The 18,375-nt window shown below is 70.3% G+C and carries 13 protein-coding genes; 12 read left to right on the top strand and 1 reads right to left on the bottom strand.

The window, feature by feature from the left end; genetic code table 11:
• The first annotated feature begins 33 nt into the window (after window positions 1-33).
• Window positions 34-444 (top strand): VOC family protein, encoded by a 411-nt coding sequence (locus L0P92_RS04465; protein ID WP_234761167.1) that lies wholly within the window; start codon window positions 34-36, stop codon window positions 442-444.
• Window positions 445-486: 42 nt separating this feature from the next.
• Here L0P92_RS04465 and L0P92_RS04470 read toward each other — a convergent pair whose 3' ends face one another.
• The gene (locus L0P92_RS04470; RefSeq protein WP_234761168.1) at window positions 487-2,730 is read right to left on the bottom strand and encodes a WD40/YVTN/BNR-like repeat-containing protein; all 2,244 of its coding nucleotides are present in this window, start codon (window positions 2,728-2,730) and stop codon (window positions 487-489) included.
• A 282-nt stretch (window positions 2,731-3,012) separates the two neighbouring features.
• Between L0P92_RS04470 and L0P92_RS04475 the strand changes: the two genes are divergently transcribed.
• The 11 genes from L0P92_RS04475 (at window position 3,013) to L0P92_RS04525 (ending at window position 18,364) form a co-directional block, all read left to right on the top strand.
• Window positions 3,013-4,491: a type III PLP-dependent enzyme domain-containing protein gene (locus L0P92_RS04475; RefSeq protein WP_234761169.1), complete on the top strand. Its 1,479-nt coding sequence runs from the start codon at window positions 3,013-3,015 to the stop codon at window positions 4,489-4,491.
• Window positions 4,488-5,807, top strand: a complete 1,320-nt coding sequence (locus L0P92_RS04480; protein WP_234761170.1) for a pyridoxal-phosphate dependent enzyme — start codon at window positions 4,488-4,490, stop codon at window positions 5,805-5,807. Before L0P92_RS04475 ends, L0P92_RS04480 begins: the two co-directional genes overlap by 4 nt.
• 5 nt (window positions 5,808-5,812) lie before the next feature.
• Window positions 5,813-7,030, top strand: a complete 1,218-nt coding sequence (locus L0P92_RS04485; protein ID WP_234761171.1) for an aminotransferase class V-fold PLP-dependent enzyme — start codon at window positions 5,813-5,815, stop codon at window positions 7,028-7,030.
• Between the two features lie 94 nt (window positions 7,031-7,124).
• A complete protein-coding gene (locus tag L0P92_RS04490) occupies window positions 7,125-7,901 on the top strand; it encodes a class I SAM-dependent methyltransferase (RefSeq protein WP_234761172.1) in 777 nt (258 codons plus the stop codon).
• 172 nt (window positions 7,902-8,073) lie between these two features.
• On the top strand, window positions 8,074-9,201 hold the full coding sequence (locus L0P92_RS04495; RefSeq protein WP_234761173.1) for a GNAT family N-acetyltransferase: 1,128 nt from the start codon (window positions 8,074-8,076) through the stop codon (window positions 9,199-9,201).
• Window positions 9,202-9,375: 174 nt separating this feature from the next.
• The gene (locus tag L0P92_RS04500; RefSeq protein ID WP_234761174.1) at window positions 9,376-10,605 is read left to right on the top strand and encodes a DegT/DnrJ/EryC1/StrS family aminotransferase; all 1,230 of its coding nucleotides are present in this window, start codon (window positions 9,376-9,378) and stop codon (window positions 10,603-10,605) included.
• Window positions 10,606-10,707: 102 nt separating this feature from the next.
• Window positions 10,708-12,444 (top strand): DNA polymerase/3'-5' exonuclease PolX, encoded by a 1,737-nt coding sequence (polX, locus tag L0P92_RS04505; protein ID WP_234761175.1) that lies wholly within the window; start codon window positions 10,708-10,710, stop codon window positions 12,442-12,444.
• A 219-nt stretch (window positions 12,445-12,663) separates the two neighbouring features.
• Window positions 12,664-13,947, top strand: a complete 1,284-nt coding sequence (locus L0P92_RS04510; protein WP_234761176.1) for an ABC transporter substrate-binding protein — start codon at window positions 12,664-12,666, stop codon at window positions 13,945-13,947.
• Between the two features lie 6 nt (window positions 13,948-13,953).
• Window positions 13,954-14,904 (top strand): carbohydrate ABC transporter permease, encoded by a 951-nt coding sequence (locus L0P92_RS04515; protein ID WP_234761177.1) that lies wholly within the window; start codon window positions 13,954-13,956, stop codon window positions 14,902-14,904.
• On the top strand, window positions 14,904-15,839 hold the full coding sequence (locus L0P92_RS04520; protein ID WP_234761178.1) for a carbohydrate ABC transporter permease: 936 nt from the start codon (window positions 14,904-14,906) through the stop codon (window positions 15,837-15,839). The genes L0P92_RS04515 and L0P92_RS04520 overlap by 1 nt, the downstream gene beginning before the upstream one ends.
• Complete coding sequence (locus L0P92_RS04525) at window positions 15,836-18,364, top strand: beta-galactosidase (protein ID WP_234761179.1); 2,529 nt, start codon at window positions 15,836-15,838, stop codon at window positions 18,362-18,364. Before L0P92_RS04520 ends, L0P92_RS04525 begins: the two co-directional genes overlap by 4 nt.
• Window positions 18,365-18,375: the final 11 nt, after the last annotated feature.

Raw genomic sequence — 18,375 nt, forward strand, 5'->3', positions numbered from 1 at the left:
GGAGTCGGCTACCGGCCCACTCCTGGAGGAATCATGGCCTCGCGTCTCAACCCCTACATCACCTTCGCCGGCGACGCCCGCCAGGCGCTGGAGTTCTACAAGGAGGTCTTCGGCGGCACGGTGAACCTCAACACCTACGCCGAGTTCGGCCAGAAGGACAGCCCGCTGGCCGACAAGATCATGCACGGCATGCTGGAGACCCCCAACGGCTTCACCCTCATGTGCGCCGACACCCCGACGGACGACCACCGGCCCGGCAACAACATCTCCGTGAGCCTGAGCGGCGACGACGACGCCGAGCTGCGCGGCTACTGGGAGAAGCTGTCCGCGGGAGCCTCGGTGACCGTCCCGCTGGAGAAGCAGATGTGGGGCGACGTCTTCGGCATGTGTACGGACCGCTTCGGCATCACATGGATGGTGAACATCGCCGGGGAAGGGCGCTGAGCCGAACACAGCGCCCCCACCCGTCGATCGCGCACCTGGTGGTCAGGGCGTGGTCAGCTCATAGAAGCCCCGGCCGAAGGTCGCGGCCACCAGGCGGTGGTGACCCGCGTCGTACTCGATGTCGTCGACCGGCACCTGCGGCATGCCGCGGCCGAGGCGCAGCCAGTGGCCGCCGCCCGTGACACTGGTGAACACACCCTGGTCGGTGCCGATATGAAGGACACCGCCGCGGGCGACCACCAGGTCGTTGACGGGCGCGGCCGGAAGGTTGCCCGACAGGTTCCGCCAGTGCCGGCCGCCGTCCGTGCTGCCGTACACATGGGCCAGCGGGGAGCCCGCACGGTAGCCGGAGTGGGTGGTCCAGACGCGGTCGGGGTTCTTCGGGTCGACGACCACCCGGGTCACCCAGGGCAGCCCTTCGGCCAGCTTCGTCCAGGTCGCCCCGAGGTCCCGGGTGACCCAGACACGGCCGTCGTCCGTGCCGGCGTAGACGGTGCGTCCGTCGCCCGCCGGGGCGATCGAGGTGATCGTGCCGTAATTGGTGTAGATCGGGTCGGGGCCCGGGCCGCCGCTCAGGTCGGGGCTGATCGGCTTCCAGGTCGCGCCGCCGTCCGTGGAGCGGTTGAGCACCTCGGAGCCGTAGTAGAGGACCTTCGGGTCGCGCGGGTCGAAGACCACGGGTGTGAACCAGTTGCGTCGCTGGTACGTCGTCCGGTCCGCGAAGTACGTGAGCGTGTCGCCGCCGTCGGTGGAGCTGAAGCAGTTGCCGTACTGATAGCAGGCGAAGACGTTGTTCACATCGGTCGGGTTGATCAGGTTCTCCTCGCCGTCGCCGCCGAGGTACTCGTTGAACCCCTCCCCGCCCCAGGACCGCAGTGAGCCGTTGTCCTGGGCGCCGCCCGAGATCCTCGTGACGTCCTGCGGGCTGATCGCCGCGCTGTAGAGCTGGGTGTACGGCTGGTGGCGGGACTTCACCCAGCCGCCGTCGCCGCCCGAGTCGGAGCGGTAGACGCCGCCGTCGTTGCCGAGGTAGACGCGGCCCGGGCGACGCGGGTCCCACACCATGGCGTGCTGGTCGACGTGCATGCTGGTGTCGTCGGCGGTCCAGGTGGTGCCGCCGTCCTTCGTGGTCATCAGCGGGACGCCGGCCACATGGACGTGCGCGCTGTCCCGGGGGTCGATCCACACCTTGCCGAACCACCAGCCGAAGCTGGACTGGGAGCCCGTCATGTCCTCGTTGGCAGGGGTGCGGGTCCATGTGCCGCCGCCGTCGGAGGAGGCGTAGAAGCCCTCGAAGGGGCCGCTCGCCTTGTTGACGATCGCATAGAGCCGCTCGCCCGCGACCGCCAGGCCGATCCGCCCCACGTCCGGGCCCTCGGCGGGCAGTCCGCCGCCGAGCCGCTGCCAGGTCGCGCCGTCGTCCGTGCTGCGGAAGACGCCCGAGCCGACCCCGCCGTACGTCCGCAGCTCGGGCGTTCGGCGATGGTCCCACAGCACGGCGTACAGCCGGTCGCCGTCGACGACGATCTCGGTGGCGCCGGTGAACTCGGTGGCGCCGGCGAGGATCCGCTCCCACGTGGCGCCACCGTCCTCCGAGCGGTAGACACCCCTGTCTCCACCGCCGCTGTAGAGGGAACCGGCCGCGGCGACGTAGATGCGGCGAGGGTTGGCGGGGTCGACGGTGATGGCGCTGATCGCGCCGGAGTCGCGCAGGCCGATCGGCTTCCACGTCCGACCGCCGTCCCGGCTCCGGTACAGCCCCGTCCCCTCGTAGGTGATGCTCCCGCCACCCGGATTCGGCTCACCGGTGCCCACGTACAGGGTGCCGTCCGGGGCGGTGGCCACCGCGCCCATGGCCTGCGTCCAACTGTCGGGCCACACCGAGTGGAAGGTCGCCCCGGCGTCGGTGCTGCGCCACAGCCCGCCGCTCGCCGCCGCGGCGTACACGGTGTCGGCGCGCTTGGGGTCGAGGGCGAGGGAGACGATCCGCCCGCCGATGTTGGTGGGGCCGACGCTCTTCCAGCGCCCACCGACGGTGGGCAGTTCGCGGGCCTGCGCGGCGGCGAGGTCGTGCGCGTGACGCGGAATCGACTCGCCGGGCAGGGTCTTCTGCAGGTAGCGGTACTCCGCGGGCGCGGCCGGTCCACGGACCGGCCGGTAGACATCGGACGGGCCCGGCGGCGCGGACGACCCCGCCGGCGGGGTCGGTGCGGCCACGGCCGGTGCCGCGAGCAACGCGGCGCCGGTCACCGCCGCCAGAGCCAGAGACAGCAGACCTCTGCCCATGAAGTCCCTTCCATCGTCATGGTCACCTCAAGCGGGATCTCGAGCGGCAATGACGTTACGAGAGAAGGCAGTTGAGCAGAAGGGCGCGAACCGCTGTCTCTCGGGGCGGCCGAGGCTTTCGGCACCGCTGAGTTCCGGCCCCGCCCGCCGACGTACCGCCCAGGAGGGCAGGTACGGGGCGTAAACCACCCGTTGGAAGGGAAAGGAGCTATACGGCAAACCGCGGGGAGTGGTCGTCAGCGCCCGGAAACGTCGGGCCCGAAGCGCTGGGAGGGTCCGTGCATGGGCGGGGAGCCCTTGTATCTCGAACCGCGGCTGGAATCCCGGCTGCGCTCACTGCTGGACTCACCGGCTCTGCTGCACACGCTCACCGACGGACTCGGGTCTCCGCTGAACGTGGTCGTGCCGGATCAACTGGCCGACAACCTCCAGCGGTTCCGCGCCGTGTACGACAAGCATCACCTCTCCGGCCAGGTGTTCTTCGCCCACAAGGCCAACCGGTCCAGCGCCCTGCTGCGGCGGCTCGCCGCCACGGACGCCGGCGTGGACGTCGCCTCGCTGGGCGAGCTGCAACACGCCCTCGGCGCCGGCTTCACCCCTGACCGGATCACCGCCACCGGCCCGAAGAACCCGGAGTTCCTGTGGCTGGCGGCCCGCACGTCCGTCACCGTCAGCCTCGACACACGAGGCGAACTGGACCAACTCGCCACGCTGGTACGTAAACACGCGCTGCCCAGGACCCGAGTGCTGCTGCGACTGTCGGGCTTCGAGGCGTCCGGTGTGCGCGTGCTGAGCCGACGCAGTCGATTCGGCACCGCGGTGGGGGAGTTGGATCCCCTGCTGGAGGCCGTCGAGCGGCACGCCGACGTGGTCGAGCCCGTGGGTGTGGCCTACCACCTGGACACGACGAGCCTCGCCGAGAAGGCGACGGCGCTGGAAGGCTGCCTGCGGGTGCTGGAGGAGTGCCGCAGCCGGGGGCTCAGGCCCCGGGCCGTGGACATCGGCGGCGGGTTCGGCGTCGACTACCTGGCCGACGGCGGACAGTGGGAGCGGTACACGACCGAGCTCACCGAAGCCGTACTGGGCACCCGCCCGCCCCTGACCTACGGCGGCCACGGCTACGGACTGCGCAACGAGGCCGGTACCCTGCGCGGAACCCTGGGCGTCTACCCGGCCCACCGCCCGGTCGCCGGACCCCGCTACCTCGACGAACTGCTCGCACACCCGGCCGCCTCCCTGGACGGCCGCCCCCTGGCCACGCTGCTCCTGGAGCATCTCCACGACCTGCACACCGAACCGGGCCGAGCACTGCTCGACCAGTGCGGACTGACCCTGGCGAGGGTGCTGGAGGTCCGCGACCAGGAGCCCGGCGGCCCGCTCGCCGTACGCCTCGCGGCCAAGGCCGACGACGTGGCGCTGGAGGAGCACGGGGTGTTCATGGACCCCGTCGTCGTACCCCGGGACCCGGCAGGCGCAAGGGCAGACGCAGGCACGGACCCGGTCGCCGTCCATCTCTTCGGCAGCCGCTGCCTGGAGTCCGACCTGATCACCCGCCGCACGGTCTTCCTGCCCCGCCGCCCCGCACCGGGCGACCTGTTGGCCTTCGCCAACACGGCCGGATACTGCATGGACTTCCACGCCACCCGTGCCCAGCACCAGCCCGCCGCGCGCAAGGTCGCCGCCTGGCAGGAGGGCGACACCTGGCGCTGGTGCCTGGACGACCAGTACTGGCCGACCACACCCGTGGGGGGAGCGCAGTGAGGTACGACAGCATCACCGAGGCCATCGGCAACACACCGCTGGTGCGCATCGACCCGGCCGTGCACGGCCTGCGAAACATCGACCTGTACGCCAAGCTGGAGCTGCTCAACCCCTTCGGATCGGTCAAGGACCGGGCCGCCTGGAACATGGCGCGCCCCCATCTGGCCACCGCGGCCGAGGAGGGCGGCCAGGTCGTCGAGCTGTCGAGCGGCAACACGGCCAAGGCCCTCGCCGTCCTCGCGGGCATGCACGGTCTGACCTTCAAGAGCGTCACCAACCGGATGCGCATCCCGGAGATCAAGGACCTGCTGCTGTTGCTCGGCGCCCAGATCGAGGAACTGCCCGGCCAGAGCGAGTGCCTGGACCCGACCGCCACCGACGACCCGCTCACCCTGTTCCACCGCGCCCTCTCGGAACCCGACAGCAGCTATCTGCACACCGACCAGTACTTCAACCCCCGCAACACCGAGGCCCACTTCACCGGGACCGGCCCGGAGATCGTCAAGGACCTCGACGGCCGCGCCCCGGACTGGTTCATCGCCTGCGTCGGCACCGCCGGCTCCTCCACCGGCGTCGCCCGCGCCCTGCGCGAACACGACCCCGCCGTACGGGTGGCCGGCCTGGTCGCGGCCAAGTCCGACTTCATCCCCGGCATCCGCACCATCGACGAGGCGCACGAGGTCGGCCTGTTCGACCCCGGCACCTACGACAGCATCGACGCGGTCACCTCCGACGAGGCGATCGAGGGGATGCTGGCCCTCAACCGCCGCTGCGGCATCCTCGCCGGACCCACAGGCGGCGCCGCGTTCTTCGGCGCCGTACGCCAACTACGCGCTGTTGACGCGGAGTTGACGGAGCGACAGTCGGCGGTCTTCATCGTCTGCGACCGCGTCGAGAGCTATCTGAGCTACGTCCGTCAGCGCCGCCCCGACCTCTTCGGCCGCCCGCGCCGCAGGAACTCCCCGGCCGACCTGACACCCGCCGAGATCAGCGCGGCACCGGCCATCGGCGTCGCCGACGCCCAGGCCTGGATCGCCACCGGGGCACCGCTCGTCGTCGACCTGCGCAGCCCCCACGCCTACGCCGCGCTGCACATCGACGGCTCGGTCAACATCGTCGACGAGCTCTTCGCGGAACTCCTCCACGGTGGACTGCCGTTCAGCCGCAACCGCCCGGTCCTGCTGGCCTGCCCGGTCGGCGAGAAGTCCGCCCGGCACGCCGCCCTGCTGACCCGGATGGGACACCCCGACGTCCGCAGCCTGACCGGCGGCATCATCGCCTGGCGCGACGCCGGCGCACCCCTCGTACGGGACTGACGCCCATGACCACACCCGGGACCGACACCCAAGTGGCCGCCGTCATCGATGAGTTGGGGGAGTGGCAGCAGGCCCTGCGTGCCCAGTTCCCGATCATCGCCGCGCACCCCGAACTGGCCTATCTGGACAGCGCGGCCACCGCCCAGAAGCCGCAGGCCGTGCTCGACACCGTGCACACCTACCTCACCACCACCAACGCCAACGCCGGGCGCGGCACCTACCCCTGGGCCAACCGGACCACCGACCTGGTCGAGCAGGCCCGCGACCGGGTGAAGCGGTTCCTCGGCGACCCCGCTCCCGAACGCTCGACGGTGCACTTCACGAGCGGCACCACCGAGGGCCTGCGCACCGTCGCCCGCGACTGGCTGCCCGGGCTTCTCGCGGACGGCGACGAGATCGTCGTCCCGGTCGCCGACCACGAGGCGAACATCACGCCCTGGCTGGAGACCCGACGCCAACTGGCGACGCAGGGCGTCCACATCCGGGTACGGCCGATGCCGTACCAGTGGTCGTCCGGCGACTACGACCACACCGCGCTCGCGGAACTCGCGGGTCCACGCACCCGCTTCGTCGCCGTCAGCCACGTTCACCACGTGTACGGCGGCAACATGAACGTCCACCGCATCCGCCGGGCGGTCGGCCCGGACGCGGTGATCTGTCTGGACGCCGCCCAGAGCGTCGGTCATCTGCCCGTGTCCGTCGCCGGTCTCGACGTCGACTTCGTGGTCTTCTCCGGGCACAAGGCCATGGCCCTGCCCGGCACGGGAGCCGTCTGGACCCGCCAGTCACGTGGACCGCAGTTCACGTCCGGGGGCTGGTCGGGCACTCCCAACACCGTCGGAATCGCCTCCCTCACCGCCGCCCTGGACTGGCTGGAGACCGCCGGCACCGACCGGATCGAGCGGTGGACGGTCGCGCTGGCGGCTCGGCTCACCGAGGGCCTGCGCCACCTCGACGCGTACGAGATCCTCGGCTGCCAGAAGAGCCTGGCCGCCGACTCGACCGTGCAGCGCCGCCAGGGCATCGTCACCTTCCGCCACCACGCCGTCGACTCCGCGGACCTCGGCTTCATCCTCTACAGCCACGGCTTCATGGTCCGCTCCGACCAGCACTGCCAGGGCGGCGCGGGGGAGCGGACCGGATCGGTGCGGGTGAGCCTGCACGTCCACAACACCGCCGAGGAGATCGACCGACTGCTGGACGCCCTCGCCACGCTCGGGTGACGTACGGCCATTAGAGGGAATGGGAACCGTTTCCACCTGTAGGGTCTGGCGCAGACGGTGCGGACAGGTGCGGAACGGCGAGGTGCACGACGGAATGGGGCTGAGCCTGGCGACGGCGGAGCGATGGGTGGAGCGCTGGGAGCGTCAGCAGCAGCGGTACGCCGTCGACCGCGAGGAGCGCTTCACGGTGATCGCCGATGTGGTGGAACAGTCCGTGTCGAGCGTTCCGGGTCGGCCCTTGGTCGTCGACCTCGGCTGCGGTCCCGGCTCCCTCGCGGCACGGCTCGCCCGCCGCATGCCGTACGCCGACATCGTGGCCGTGGACATGGACCCGTTGCTGCTGGAGCTCGCCCGCACCCACCACGCGGACGCCGCCCGCTATGTCGACGTGGTGATCGGCGCACCCGACTGGACCCACGCCCTGGGTCTCGACCGCCCCTTGGACGCGGCCGTGTCGACGACGGCACTGCACTACCTGGACGCGGACGCTCTGCTCCGCACCTACCGGCAGCTCGCGGGCCTGCTGCGACCCGGGGGCGTTCTCGTCAACGGTGACCACTTCCCGCACGACGACTCCGTGCTCGCCGGACTCGCGGGGTGCGTAGGCCGCCGGCACGCCGAACGCGGACAGGCCCTGGCGCACGAGGACTGGGCCTCCTGGTGGGCAGCGGTCGCACAGGACCCGGAGCTGACCGACCTCCTCGCCGAACGCCGCCGCCGACAGCCGGCCGGCGCCACGGGCACCGGCACCGGCGGCGCCCCCTGCCTGTCCGTGCCGGCGCACGAACGGCTCCTGCGGCAGGCGGGGTTCAGGCACGTCGGTGTCGTCTGGCAGTACGGCGACAGCCACGTCGTCGTCGCGATCCGCTGACCGGACCGGCACCGCGCGTTACCAAGCACAGCTAAAGGATTCATCATCCACCTTGACAGTGTGCGTGCTGTTTCGCGACGTTTGAGCTCGCCACAAAAGTTCGACATGGGGGAAACCGTGGCGAGGCGCCCAAAAAGCGTCTCTTGGGGGAATTCTGGGGGGAGCGGTCGCCATGCGATCCACGCACGCCATCACGATTCACAGACCCGAGGAGCTGGACGAGTCGCTGCGCCGGGCGTGGCACCGGGCCATGGACGAGTCGCCCGACTACGCCAACCCCTTCCTGGCGCCGGAGTTCGCGATCGGGGTCGGCAGACACCGCCGCGGCGCACAGGTGGCGGTGCTGCACGAGAACGGGGAGGCCGTCGGCTTCCTCCCCCACGAGCGGGGCCCGCTCGGCGTCGGCCGGGCCATCGGCCTCGGCCTCTCCGACTGCCAGGCCCTGGTGCACCGGCCCGGCGTCACCTGGGACACCCGGGAACTGCTGCGGGCCTGCGGACTGTCCGTGTTCGAGTTCGATCACCTCGTCGAGGAGCAGAAGCCCTTCGGCCCGTACGTCACGGGGACGTTCGCCTCTCCCGTGCTCGATCTGAAGCCCGGCGAGGGCAGTTACGCCGAGTGGCTGCGCGCCACCTATCCGGGGCAGGCCAAGACGACGCTGAAGAAGGAGCGCCGCCTGGGCCGTGACGTGGGCGAGGTGCGGTTCGTGTACGACGAGCGCGATCCGCGCATGCTGCGCACCCTCATGCGCTGGAAGTCCGCCCAGTACCGCAGAACGGGGCGGATGGACCGGTTCTCCAAGCCGTGGATCGTCGACCTGGTCGACCACCTCTTCCAGGTCCGCGAGGAGCACTTCACCGGCGTCCTGTCCGTGGTGTACGCCGGTGACCGACCGGTCGCCGCGCACTTCGGGCCGAGGTCGCGCAGCGTCCTCGCGGCCTGGTTCACCGCGTACGACCCCGAGTTCGGCTACTACTCGCCCGGCCTGCTGATGCATTTACGGCTGGTCGACGCCGCCGGCCGGGACGGCGTGACGCTCATGGACTGGGGGCGCGGCGAGAAGGAGTACAAGGACTGGCTGAAGACCCGTGAGCTGCGGGTGGCCGAGGGGTTCGCGGTACGCCCGCACCCGGTGGCGGCGGCGCACCGGCTGTGGCGCAGACCGGTGCGCGGCCTGAGAAACACGGTCCTGGCCCACCCGAGGCTGCGCGAGCCCGCCGACCGGCTGCTGAAGACCGTGGGCACCCTGCGCACCTCGGGCCTGACCCATTCGGGCGAGGCGGGAGCCCGCGCCCGCTGAACGGGCACACTCCTGCCCTTTCCGTCTCTCCGTCCATCACGCGCCCCGCCGTCGTTCCGCCACGCCCTCTCGCGGTGCCGTCACCCGAGCGGAGTCCTCGGAACGACGTTCGCGAGCGCGCCCAAGCCCGCCCACGGCGACCCTTCGTCGGACCTTTCCACGGAAGAGGTGACCATGCCGTACGGATCGCGGCTCGCCGCGATGATGACACGGCGCATCGGACGCGAATGCGTCTACACGCCCTCGGCCCGACTGGCCCTGTACCTGGCGCTGCGCCGCTGGTGCCGGCCCGGCGCACGGGTCCTGATGTCCCCGGTGAACGACGACGTGATCCTCTTCGTCGTCCTCGCGGCCGGACTGCGCCCCGTCCAGGCCCCCGTGTCCCCCTGGGACGGCAACATCGACCCGGACGCCGTCCCGGAGTCCACCTGGCGCAACGTGGACGCCGTCCTGACCACGAACCTGTACGGCCTGCCGGACCGGGTCGTCGAACTGCGCCGCCGCTGCGACGAGTTGGGGATTCCCCTGTTCGAGGACGCGGCCCACGCCATCGGCACGCACGTCGACGGGCAGCCCATCGGCACCTTCGGGACGGCGGCCGCGTTCAGCCTGTCCAAGCACGTGGCGGCGATGGCCGGCGGCTTCCTGGCCGTCGAGGACGCACGCACCCGCCGCGAGCTGGAACTCCTGCGCGACGAGTTGCTGACCCCACGCCGCCTGCGCCACGACCTGTCCACGACACTGCGCCCGCTGGCCCGCTCCGCCGTCCGCACCCTCCACCTCGTGCGCCCCGTATGGCGCACCATGCAGCGTCTCGGCCTGCTGGAACGCGATACCTTCCGCATGGCCCTGCACGCCCCCCGCCTCGCCGGCAGCGCCCACCACGCGCCCAGCCTCGCCGCCTACGAACCCTGGGTACGGGTCGACCTGCACGGCTTCCGAACCCGCCACGGAAGCCTGGTCCGGGGCCAGTTGGAGCTGCGGATGGCCCTGCTCGACGCCGACCTCGCCCGACGCAGGTCCGGCGTCTCGCTCCTGTCCGGCACCACCTGGGCCACCCCGGCCCTGCGCGGTCGCACGGGCGACGGCCCGCCCTCCCTCTTCCGCGTACCGCTCCTGGTGCACAACCGCGACGCGCTCCTCGAACGCCTCGTCGACCACGGAGTGGTCGCCGGCTACGTATACGACCCACCGCTCGACGACTACGCGGGCGCCGAGTTCACAGAACCGTCCCCCGCCCCCGAAGCAGCCCGCTGGTTCGCCGCGCACGCGCTTCCGGCCGACCCCTTGACGGCCCGCAGGATCGCGGCCGCCCTGACAAAGGAGGGGGCAACCCCGGCCCACCCACCGACCTGGCGCAACGGAGAACGGTTCGGCCACGCCCCAAAAGGGGCGCGGGCCTGAATCGATATGCGGCTCCGCCGCGTGGGCGCGACCAGCCACATGAGACCCGCAGACGGTTGACGGCACATCGCGGCACCCCCCTCCCCCGCCTACCCTGAAGTCGTGGCTCGGTCCAACGACGAGATCGCCGCCCTCCTCCAGGAGTACGCGGACCTGATCTCCATCACCGGAGGAGACGCGTTCCGGACGCGCACCTACGAAAAGGCCGCCCGGTCGGTCGGCGGCTATCACGCCGACGTGTCCACGCTCGACGTCAAGGGACTCCAGGAGATCCCCAATGTCGGCAAGTCGACCGCCCAGAAGATCATCGAGTACTTCACCACCGGCAAGGTGTCCGCCGTCGAGGAACTGCGCGCGAAGATCCCCGCCGGGGTTCGGCAGCTGACGGCGATCCCCACGCTCGGCCCGAAGAAGGCCCTGGTCATCTACGAAGAGCTCGGCATCTCCACGACCGAGGAGCTGGCGGACGCCATCCACGAGGAGCGGCTGCGCGACCTGAAGGGCTTCGGGCCGAAGACCGAGGAGAACATCCTGCACGGCATCGGCCTGCTCCAGTCCTCCGGCGACCGGGTCCTGATCGACGTCGCCATGAGCCTCGCCGAGGACATCGTCGCCGAGATGTCGCAGGTCACCGGCTGCAAACGCTGCTCATACGCCGGCTCGCTGCGCCGCGTCCGGGAGACCATCGGCGACATCGACATCCTCGTCGCGGCGAAGAAGCCGGAGCCGGTCATGCGGGCCTTCACCGAGCTGCCCTACGTCTCGGAGGTCATCGCGCACGGCGAGAAGAAGACGTCGATCCGCACCAGCAAGGGCCTCCAGGTCGACCTGCGGGTCGTACCGCCGGACTCCTGGGGCGCGGCGATGCAGTACTTCACCGGCAGCAAGGCGCACAACATCCGCACCCGGGAGATGGCCGTCCACCAGAAGCTCAAGCTCTCCGAGTACGGCCTCTTCGACACCGAGACCGGCAAGAAGATCGTCTCCGAGACCGAGGAAGAGGTGTACGCCCGCCTCGGCCTGCCCTGGATTCCGCCCACCCTGCGTGAGGACCGGGGCGAGATCGAGGCCGGGCTGCGCGGCGAGCTGCCCGACCTGGTCCAGGAGCAGGACATCCGGGGCGATCTGCACACCCACACCGACCTCACCGACGGGCTCGCCCCGCTGGAGGAGATGGTCGCCGCGGCCGCCGAGCGCGGCTACGCCTACTACGCGGTCACCGACCACGGCCCCGACATGGCCATGCAGCGCATGACCGACGAACGGATCCTGGCCCAGCGCGAGCGTGTCCGTGAACTCGACGGGGCGTACGGCAAGCGGGGCAGGCGTGGTGGCATGCGGCTGCTGCACGGTGCCGAGCTGAACATCGGGCCCGACGGCGACGTGGACTGGCCGCCGGAGTTCCTCGCCGGCTTCGACCTGTGCGTGGCCTCGGTGCACTCGCACTTCAACCAGGCGCGTGACGCGCTGACCCGGCGGATCGTCCGGGCCTGCGAGAACCCGCACGTCCACATCATCGGCCACCCCACCACCCGCCTCCTCGGCAAACGCCCCGGCATCGACGTCGACCTCGACGCGGTCTTCGCCGCCTGCGCGCGCACCGGCACGGCCATGGAGATCAACTCCCATCCCGACCGGCTCGACCTGCGCGACGAGGACATCCTGCGCGCCCGGCGGCACGGCGTGAAGTTCGCCGTCGACAGCGACGCGCACGCCGTCGTCCACCTGGCCAACCTGCGCTACGGCGTCGGCACCGCACAGCGCGGCTGGCTCACCAAGGACGACGTGATCAACACCTGGCCGCTGACCCGGCTGCGGCGCTTCCTGAACAAGGGCTGACCTCCGGCGACGGGCTGCGGAGGGCGGCGAAGGCGGTGCGCCCTCGCTCGTGTGCAAGGCGTGCAGGTTGAAACTCGTAGGAATCAAGGGCTTGTAGCGAGATTTGACGAGGGTTAATTTAACCGTCACTCGAAGCCGGGCCCGGGCTCCCGAGGGCTGTTCCCTGCGCTTTCCCCGCGCCTTCCCGCGTGTTCGCCTTTTTCATCGAGGAGTCGTGCCATGCCAGTAGACGAAGTCCGGATGTCGCGCCGAGGGTTCCTCGGTATCGGAGTCGCGGCCGGGGTCGTGACGCTCACCGCCTGCGGTTCGGGCAGCGGGAGTTCGAGCGGTCCGCTCGTCATGACCGTCTGGGGCGGCGACGCCGACCGCAAGACGTACCAGAAGCGCATCGACCTGCTGGTGAAGAAGTACCCGGAGCTGAAGGTCAAGCTCCAGCTGATCCCCAGCGACGCGTACGCGCAGAAGGTGCAGACGATGATCGCGGGCGGCAGCGGCCCGGACATCATGCAGGTCGCCGAGAGCGTCAACACCTACTCCAGCAAGAACCAGCTCCTGCCCCTCGACGACCTCGCCAAGAAGGCGGGCCTCGACACCGGGAAGCGGTTCGGCCCGGTCGGGTCCATCTACACCTACGAGGACAAGCTGTACGCGATCCCGGACCGCTCCGGCGCGATCACCGTGTACTACAACAAGGACCTGTTCGCGAAGAAGGGCATCGAGGCGCCCACCGCCGAGTGGACCTGGGACGACGCGCTCGACGCCTTCAAGGAGCTCACCGTCCCGGGCAAGCAGTGGGGTTACACCGGCGCCGAGTGGTTCCCGCAGTGGTGGAGCCTCGCGTACCAGAACGGCGGCACCATCATCGACGCGAGCGGCCGCCCCGCCGTCGACAGCGACGAGGTCGTCGAGGCCCTGCAGTGGGCCGGCGACCTGGTCTTCAAGCACAAAGTCGCGCCCAGCAAGGCGGACTACGCCGACATGGGGTCCGAGGTCGGCGGCGACCAGGCCTTCCCGATGCAGAAGTGCGCCACGCACGCCAACGGCTTCTGGGTCACCGCCGGTCTGACGGACGCCAAGTTCGCCTGGGACATCGCGCCGATCTGGCGCGGCAAGAAGCAGGCCGTGTCCGCGTTCGGCAGCGGCCTCGCCATCTCCCGTACCTGCAAGCAGCGCGACAACGCCTTCAAGGCGATCGACTTCCTCACCTCGGACGCGGCGCAGCGACAGATCATCGACGACGGCGAGGACGTACCGGCCAGCCTCGCGGTGCAGCAGAGCGACGCGTTCCTCAAGCCCGCGTGGATGAAGAACGACGTCGACATGGGCGCGTTCGCCGAGTCCAGCGGCTTCATCTTCCGTGCGCCGTTCATCCCCGAGTGGAACGAGATGATATCCGCCATCGACTCGAACCTCGCGAACTTCTGGCTCGGCAAGGAGAGTGCCAAGAAGGCGCTGACCGCCCTGCAGAGCGACCTCGAGTCCATCATCAAGTCCGCGGGATGACCGGCGATGGCGATCCTCTCGAAGACCGCTTCGACGGGCGTCCCGAAGTCCGGGACGTCGTCGAAGCGGCGGCGCCGTGAGGCGCTCTGGTTCTATCTGTTCGTCTCGCCGTGGGTGCTCGGGTTCCTGGTCTTCCTGCTCGGACCGATGATCGCGTCGGTCTACTACTCGATGACCGACTGGGACTCCTTCACCCCGCCGACCTGGATCGGGCTGGAGAACTACGTCACGCTGCTCACCGACGACCCCAGGTTCTGGCGGACGCTGTGGCACACCTTCTACTACGCGGCGGTCTCGGTCCCGCTCGGTCTGGTGCTCGGCCTGTGGCTGGCGAATCTGCTCAACAAGCAGGTACGCGCCCGGAAACTGCTGCGCACCCTGATCTATCTGCCGACGCTGGTGCCGCTGGTCGCCACGGCGATGATCTTCCGCCAGGTGCTGGCCCCGAACGGCCCGCTCAACGACGGGCTCGGCCTGTTCGGCGTCTCGGGACCGGCCTGGCTGCTCGACGGCAACTGGGCGATCCCCGCACTGGTCGTGATGTCGGCATGGAGCGCGGGCGCCGCGACGGTGCTGCTGCTCGCCGCCATGAAGGGCATCCCCAGGGAGCTGTACGAGGCGGCCGAGGTCGACGGCGCGGGCCCGGTACGGCAGTTCTGGAGCATCACGCTGCCGCACCTGACCCCGATCATCTTCTTCAACCTGGTCATGGGGATGATCGGCGCCTTCCAGGTCTTCGCCCAGGTGTACATCCTGGTGCCGAAGGGCAAGCTGCGCGCGGCCTACGACGGGGCCGAGACGATGGTGCCGTACCTCTTCGACGAGGCCTTCGGCAACTACCACATGGGCTATGCGTCGGCGATCTCCTGGCTGCTGTTCCTCGTGGTCCTGGTCTTCACACTGATCGCATTCCGCACCGCCCGGCGCTGGGTGTTCTACGAAACCGAGGTGAAGTGATGACCGGCCTCCTGACCACCCCGGCGCCGCAGCGGACGAAGGAGAGCGGCCCGCAGCGCAAGGGCCGTGGGGGCCACGGCCCCGGCACGGTACGGGCGTTCCGCGCCACCCCGTTCACCTACGCGACGCTGATCATCGTGGCGGCGATCCTCACCATGCCGCTGGTGTTCGTCGGGTCCATCGCGCTCTCCAGCGACGCGACGGTGAACACCAACTCCTTCACCCTCTTCCCGACCGAGTTCCACTGGGAGAACTTCACCCGGGTCTTCGGCTCCGAACTGCCGATGGGCCGCTTCCTGATCAACTCCGTGATCATCTCGCTCTGTTCGGTCGCCGGGCAGATGCTCTCCAGCGGACTGGTCGGCTACGCCTTCGCCCGGCTGCGGGCCCCCGGCAAGAACGCGCTGTTCCTGATCGTCATCGCCACCATGATGATCCCGACGCAGATCACGATGATCCCGCAGTTCATCCTCTTCCGGGACCTGGGCTGGGTGAACACCTATCTGCCGCTGATCGTGCCGAACTTCTTCTCCAACGCCTTCAACGTCTTCCTGGTACGGCAGTTCGTCTCCCGGCTGCCCAGCCAGCTCGACGAGGCGGCCATGGTCGACGGCCTCGGATTCTTCGGCATCTACCGGAGGATCATGCTGCCGATGCTGTGGCCGGTGCTGATCGCGATCGGCATCTTCACCCTGACCCACACCTGGGGCGACTTCATGGGCCCGCTGATCTATCTGAACGACGAGTCCAAGATGCCGCTCTCCCTGGGCATCCAGTACATCACCAGCACCTCGGCGGCCGGCCAGTCACCGGCGTGGAACCTGGTCATGGTCGGCTCGGTCCTGCTCGCCCTGCCCATGATCATCGTCTACTACCTGGGCCAGAAGTACCTGTACGAGATGGACATCAGCGGCGGAAGCGCGGGAGTGAAGTGACCACCATCCATGTGGACGGCCGGGGCGTGTGGATCGACGGCCGTCCCCGCACACTGCTGTGCGCGTCCCTGTTCTACTTCCGCCTCCCGAGGGAGCAGTGGCGCGAGCGGCTGGAACAGGTTCGGGCGTCGGGCTACACCTGCGTCGACGTCTATCTGCCCTGGAACTTCCACGAGTTGGCGCCCGGCCGCTGGTCCTTCGAGGGCCGCCGTGACGTCGCCGCCTTCCTGGACCTCGCACACGAGGCGGGCCTGTACGTCATCGCGCGGCCCGGGCCGTACATCTGCTCCGAGTGGGACGGCGGCGCGCTGCCCGCCTGGCTGGGCCTGGACCCGGAGCTGAGCGTCCGGCAGAACGAGCCCCGCTATCTGGAGCAGGTCACCGCGTGGTTCGACCAGGTGCTGCCGCTGCTGGCGGAACGCCAGTACGGGGCGGGCGGCTCGGTGATCATGGTGCAGTTGGAGAACGAGCTGGACTTTTTCGACTGCGCGGACCGCGAGGGATACATGACCTCCTTGCGGGACACGGCACTTCGGCACGGCATCTCCGTCCCGCTGATCGCCTGCTCCGGACAGGGCGACCTCGCGGGTGCCACCGGGGACGTGGTCGGAGTCGTACCGGCCTGCAACTTCTACCCGGACGACGACTCCCCGGACATCGAGGCCGAGGTGCGCCGTTACGCGGCTCTGGTCGCGGAGCGCGGCGTGCCGCTGCTGGTCACCGAGACCAACCGGCGCCACCGGACCCTGCGGAGGCTGCTGGCGAGCGGCGCCAAGCTGATCGCACCGTATCTCCAGTCGTCCGGCTGGAACTTCGGTTACACCCCGTCGAGCGGCAACTGGGGGCGCCCTGGCAACTTCATGAGCCATGGCTACGACTTCGGCGGATACGTCACGTCGACCGGCGTGGCACGTCCGGAGTACGCCGAGGCGCAGGTACTCGCCCGGGTCGTCGAGACCTGGGGTACCGAACTCGCCTTGGCCACACCGTCGTTGCACGAGAAGCCGAGCTGCGACTTCCCGACGGCCTCGGTCCCGGCGGCGCTGGACCTTCCCGGAGGCGGCCGGCTGGTGGCCGTACCGCATCTCGGGACCGGACCGGGCACGGCGGTGGTCCAGGGCGTGCCGGTCGCGGTGGCGCCGGGATCGTGCCCCCTCATGGCGGTGGACGTACCGCTCGCCGGGGCCACCCTGGAGCTCGCCTCGGCGGACCTCGTGGCACGGACGGACCGGGTGCTGGTGTTCTCCTCCGACGTGCCCGTCACCGTCGTACTGGACGGCGCCCGGACCGAGATCCCGGTGTCCGGGCGGCGGACCCTGGCCCGGCTCACCCTCGTCGCGCTGCCGTCGGCCGAGGCGGCACGGCTGCGGTCGGTCGACCCGGACGGCACGGTCCACCTCACCGACGCACCGGAGCGACCCGGCGAGGCGGGACCGACCGCCGTGCACGAGGTGCGGCGGCGCTCCGAGACGGCCCCCGAGCGGCCGGCCGGGCCGCACGAACTGCCGCCCACCCTGGAGTCGCTCGGGGTGTACCGGGGCCGGGGCGCCTACCGGACCACCACGGATCTGACGGACGTCGACGCGCTCCTGCTCACCGGCGCGGCGGACATCGTCGACCTGTCGGTCGCGGGCCGCACGCTCCCGACGATCGCCGGGTTCGGAGCGACCCGGCGTATCGATGTCCAAGACGTCACGGGCGACGTCGCGATCGAGGCCGTGGTGGAGATCTGGGGCCACGCCAACTTCGACGACGCCCGGTTGCCCGCGCTCCGCCTCGGCGCGCTGCGGGGCCTGGGCACCCTCTGGAAGGTCCGGGACACCACGGACGTGTCGGCCCTGTGGACCGTGCACGGCCACTGGGCGGGCGACCCGGCACCCCTGCGGGGCCTCGGCGGCTGGAGCAGTACGCGCGTCGGGGTGCCGGTCACCTATCGCCGCAGCGTCCACTCGCCCACTCCGGCCGCGCTGCACATCCCCGGCGTCGTCGAACCGCTGCGCGTCAGCGTGGACGACGGGGAACCGGAGACCGTCCACGCCGAGAACCCCTGGGTGCTGCTGAGCGCCGGCACCCACCAGGTCTCGGTCACGCTTCCGCACCACCCGAGCGGCCCCGGCCCGCGCGCCGAGCTGCTCGCGCTCGACGCCGTACGGGACTGGTCGTGCGCGGTGCAGGACGACGAGCTGTTGACGGCGTTCGCCGGCGGCTCCGGCCGTACGGAGCAGGTCCGGCTCCCGCTGGCGCTGAAACCGGGGGAGGAGGCATGGCTCGACGTCGACCTGCCGGCATCGCCCGACGGATATCTGGTCCGGCTGGACGCCACACAGGTCCGGGTGACCGGATGGGCCGGCGGAGAGTGCGTGGGGCGCGTCTGGGCCGGGGAACGGCCCGACTTCTCGGGCGGTGACCCCGACGCGCTCTGGGTACCGCCGAACTGGCCGGGCCTGACCCTGCTCGCGCAGGGTATTGAGGGGCGTGGGACGCCGGAGATCCGTACGCTGTGGCTGGGGGGACCGACCGACTGAGGGGGAGGACC

Source organism: Streptomyces muensis (genome assembly GCF_021474425.1).
Classification (GTDB): Bacteria; Actinomycetota; Actinomycetes; order Streptomycetales; family Streptomycetaceae; genus Streptomyces; species Streptomyces muensis.

Bases quoted from the DNA above. Each gene is read 5' to 3' on its own strand.
- L0P92_RS04465 (WP_234761167.1), top strand. From the start codon at position 34: ATGGCCTCGCGTCTCAACCCCTACATCACCTTCGCCGGCGACGCCCGC.
- L0P92_RS04470 (WP_234761168.1), bottom strand. From the start codon at position 2,730: ATGGGCAGAGGTCTGCTGTCTCTGGCTCTGGCGGCGGTGACCGGCGCC.
- L0P92_RS04475 (WP_234761169.1), top strand. From the start codon at position 3,013: ATGGGCGGGGAGCCCTTGTATCTCGAACCGCGGCTGGAATCCCGGCTG.
- L0P92_RS04485 (WP_234761171.1), top strand. From the start codon at position 5,813: ATGACCACACCCGGGACCGACACCCAAGTGGCCGCCGTCATCGATGAG.
- L0P92_RS04490 (WP_234761172.1), top strand. From the start codon at position 7,125: ATGGGGCTGAGCCTGGCGACGGCGGAGCGATGGGTGGAGCGCTGGGAG.
- L0P92_RS04495 (WP_234761173.1), top strand. From the start codon at position 8,074: ATGCGATCCACGCACGCCATCACGATTCACAGACCCGAGGAGCTGGAC.
- L0P92_RS04500 (WP_234761174.1), top strand. From the start codon at position 9,376: ATGCCGTACGGATCGCGGCTCGCCGCGATGATGACACGGCGCATCGGA.
- L0P92_RS04510 (WP_234761176.1), top strand. From the start codon at position 12,664: ATGCCAGTAGACGAAGTCCGGATGTCGCGCCGAGGGTTCCTCGGTATC.
- L0P92_RS04515 (WP_234761177.1), top strand. From the start codon at position 13,954: ATGGCGATCCTCTCGAAGACCGCTTCGACGGGCGTCCCGAAGTCCGGG.
- L0P92_RS04520 (WP_234761178.1), top strand. From the start codon at position 14,904: ATGACCGGCCTCCTGACCACCCCGGCGCCGCAGCGGACGAAGGAGAGC.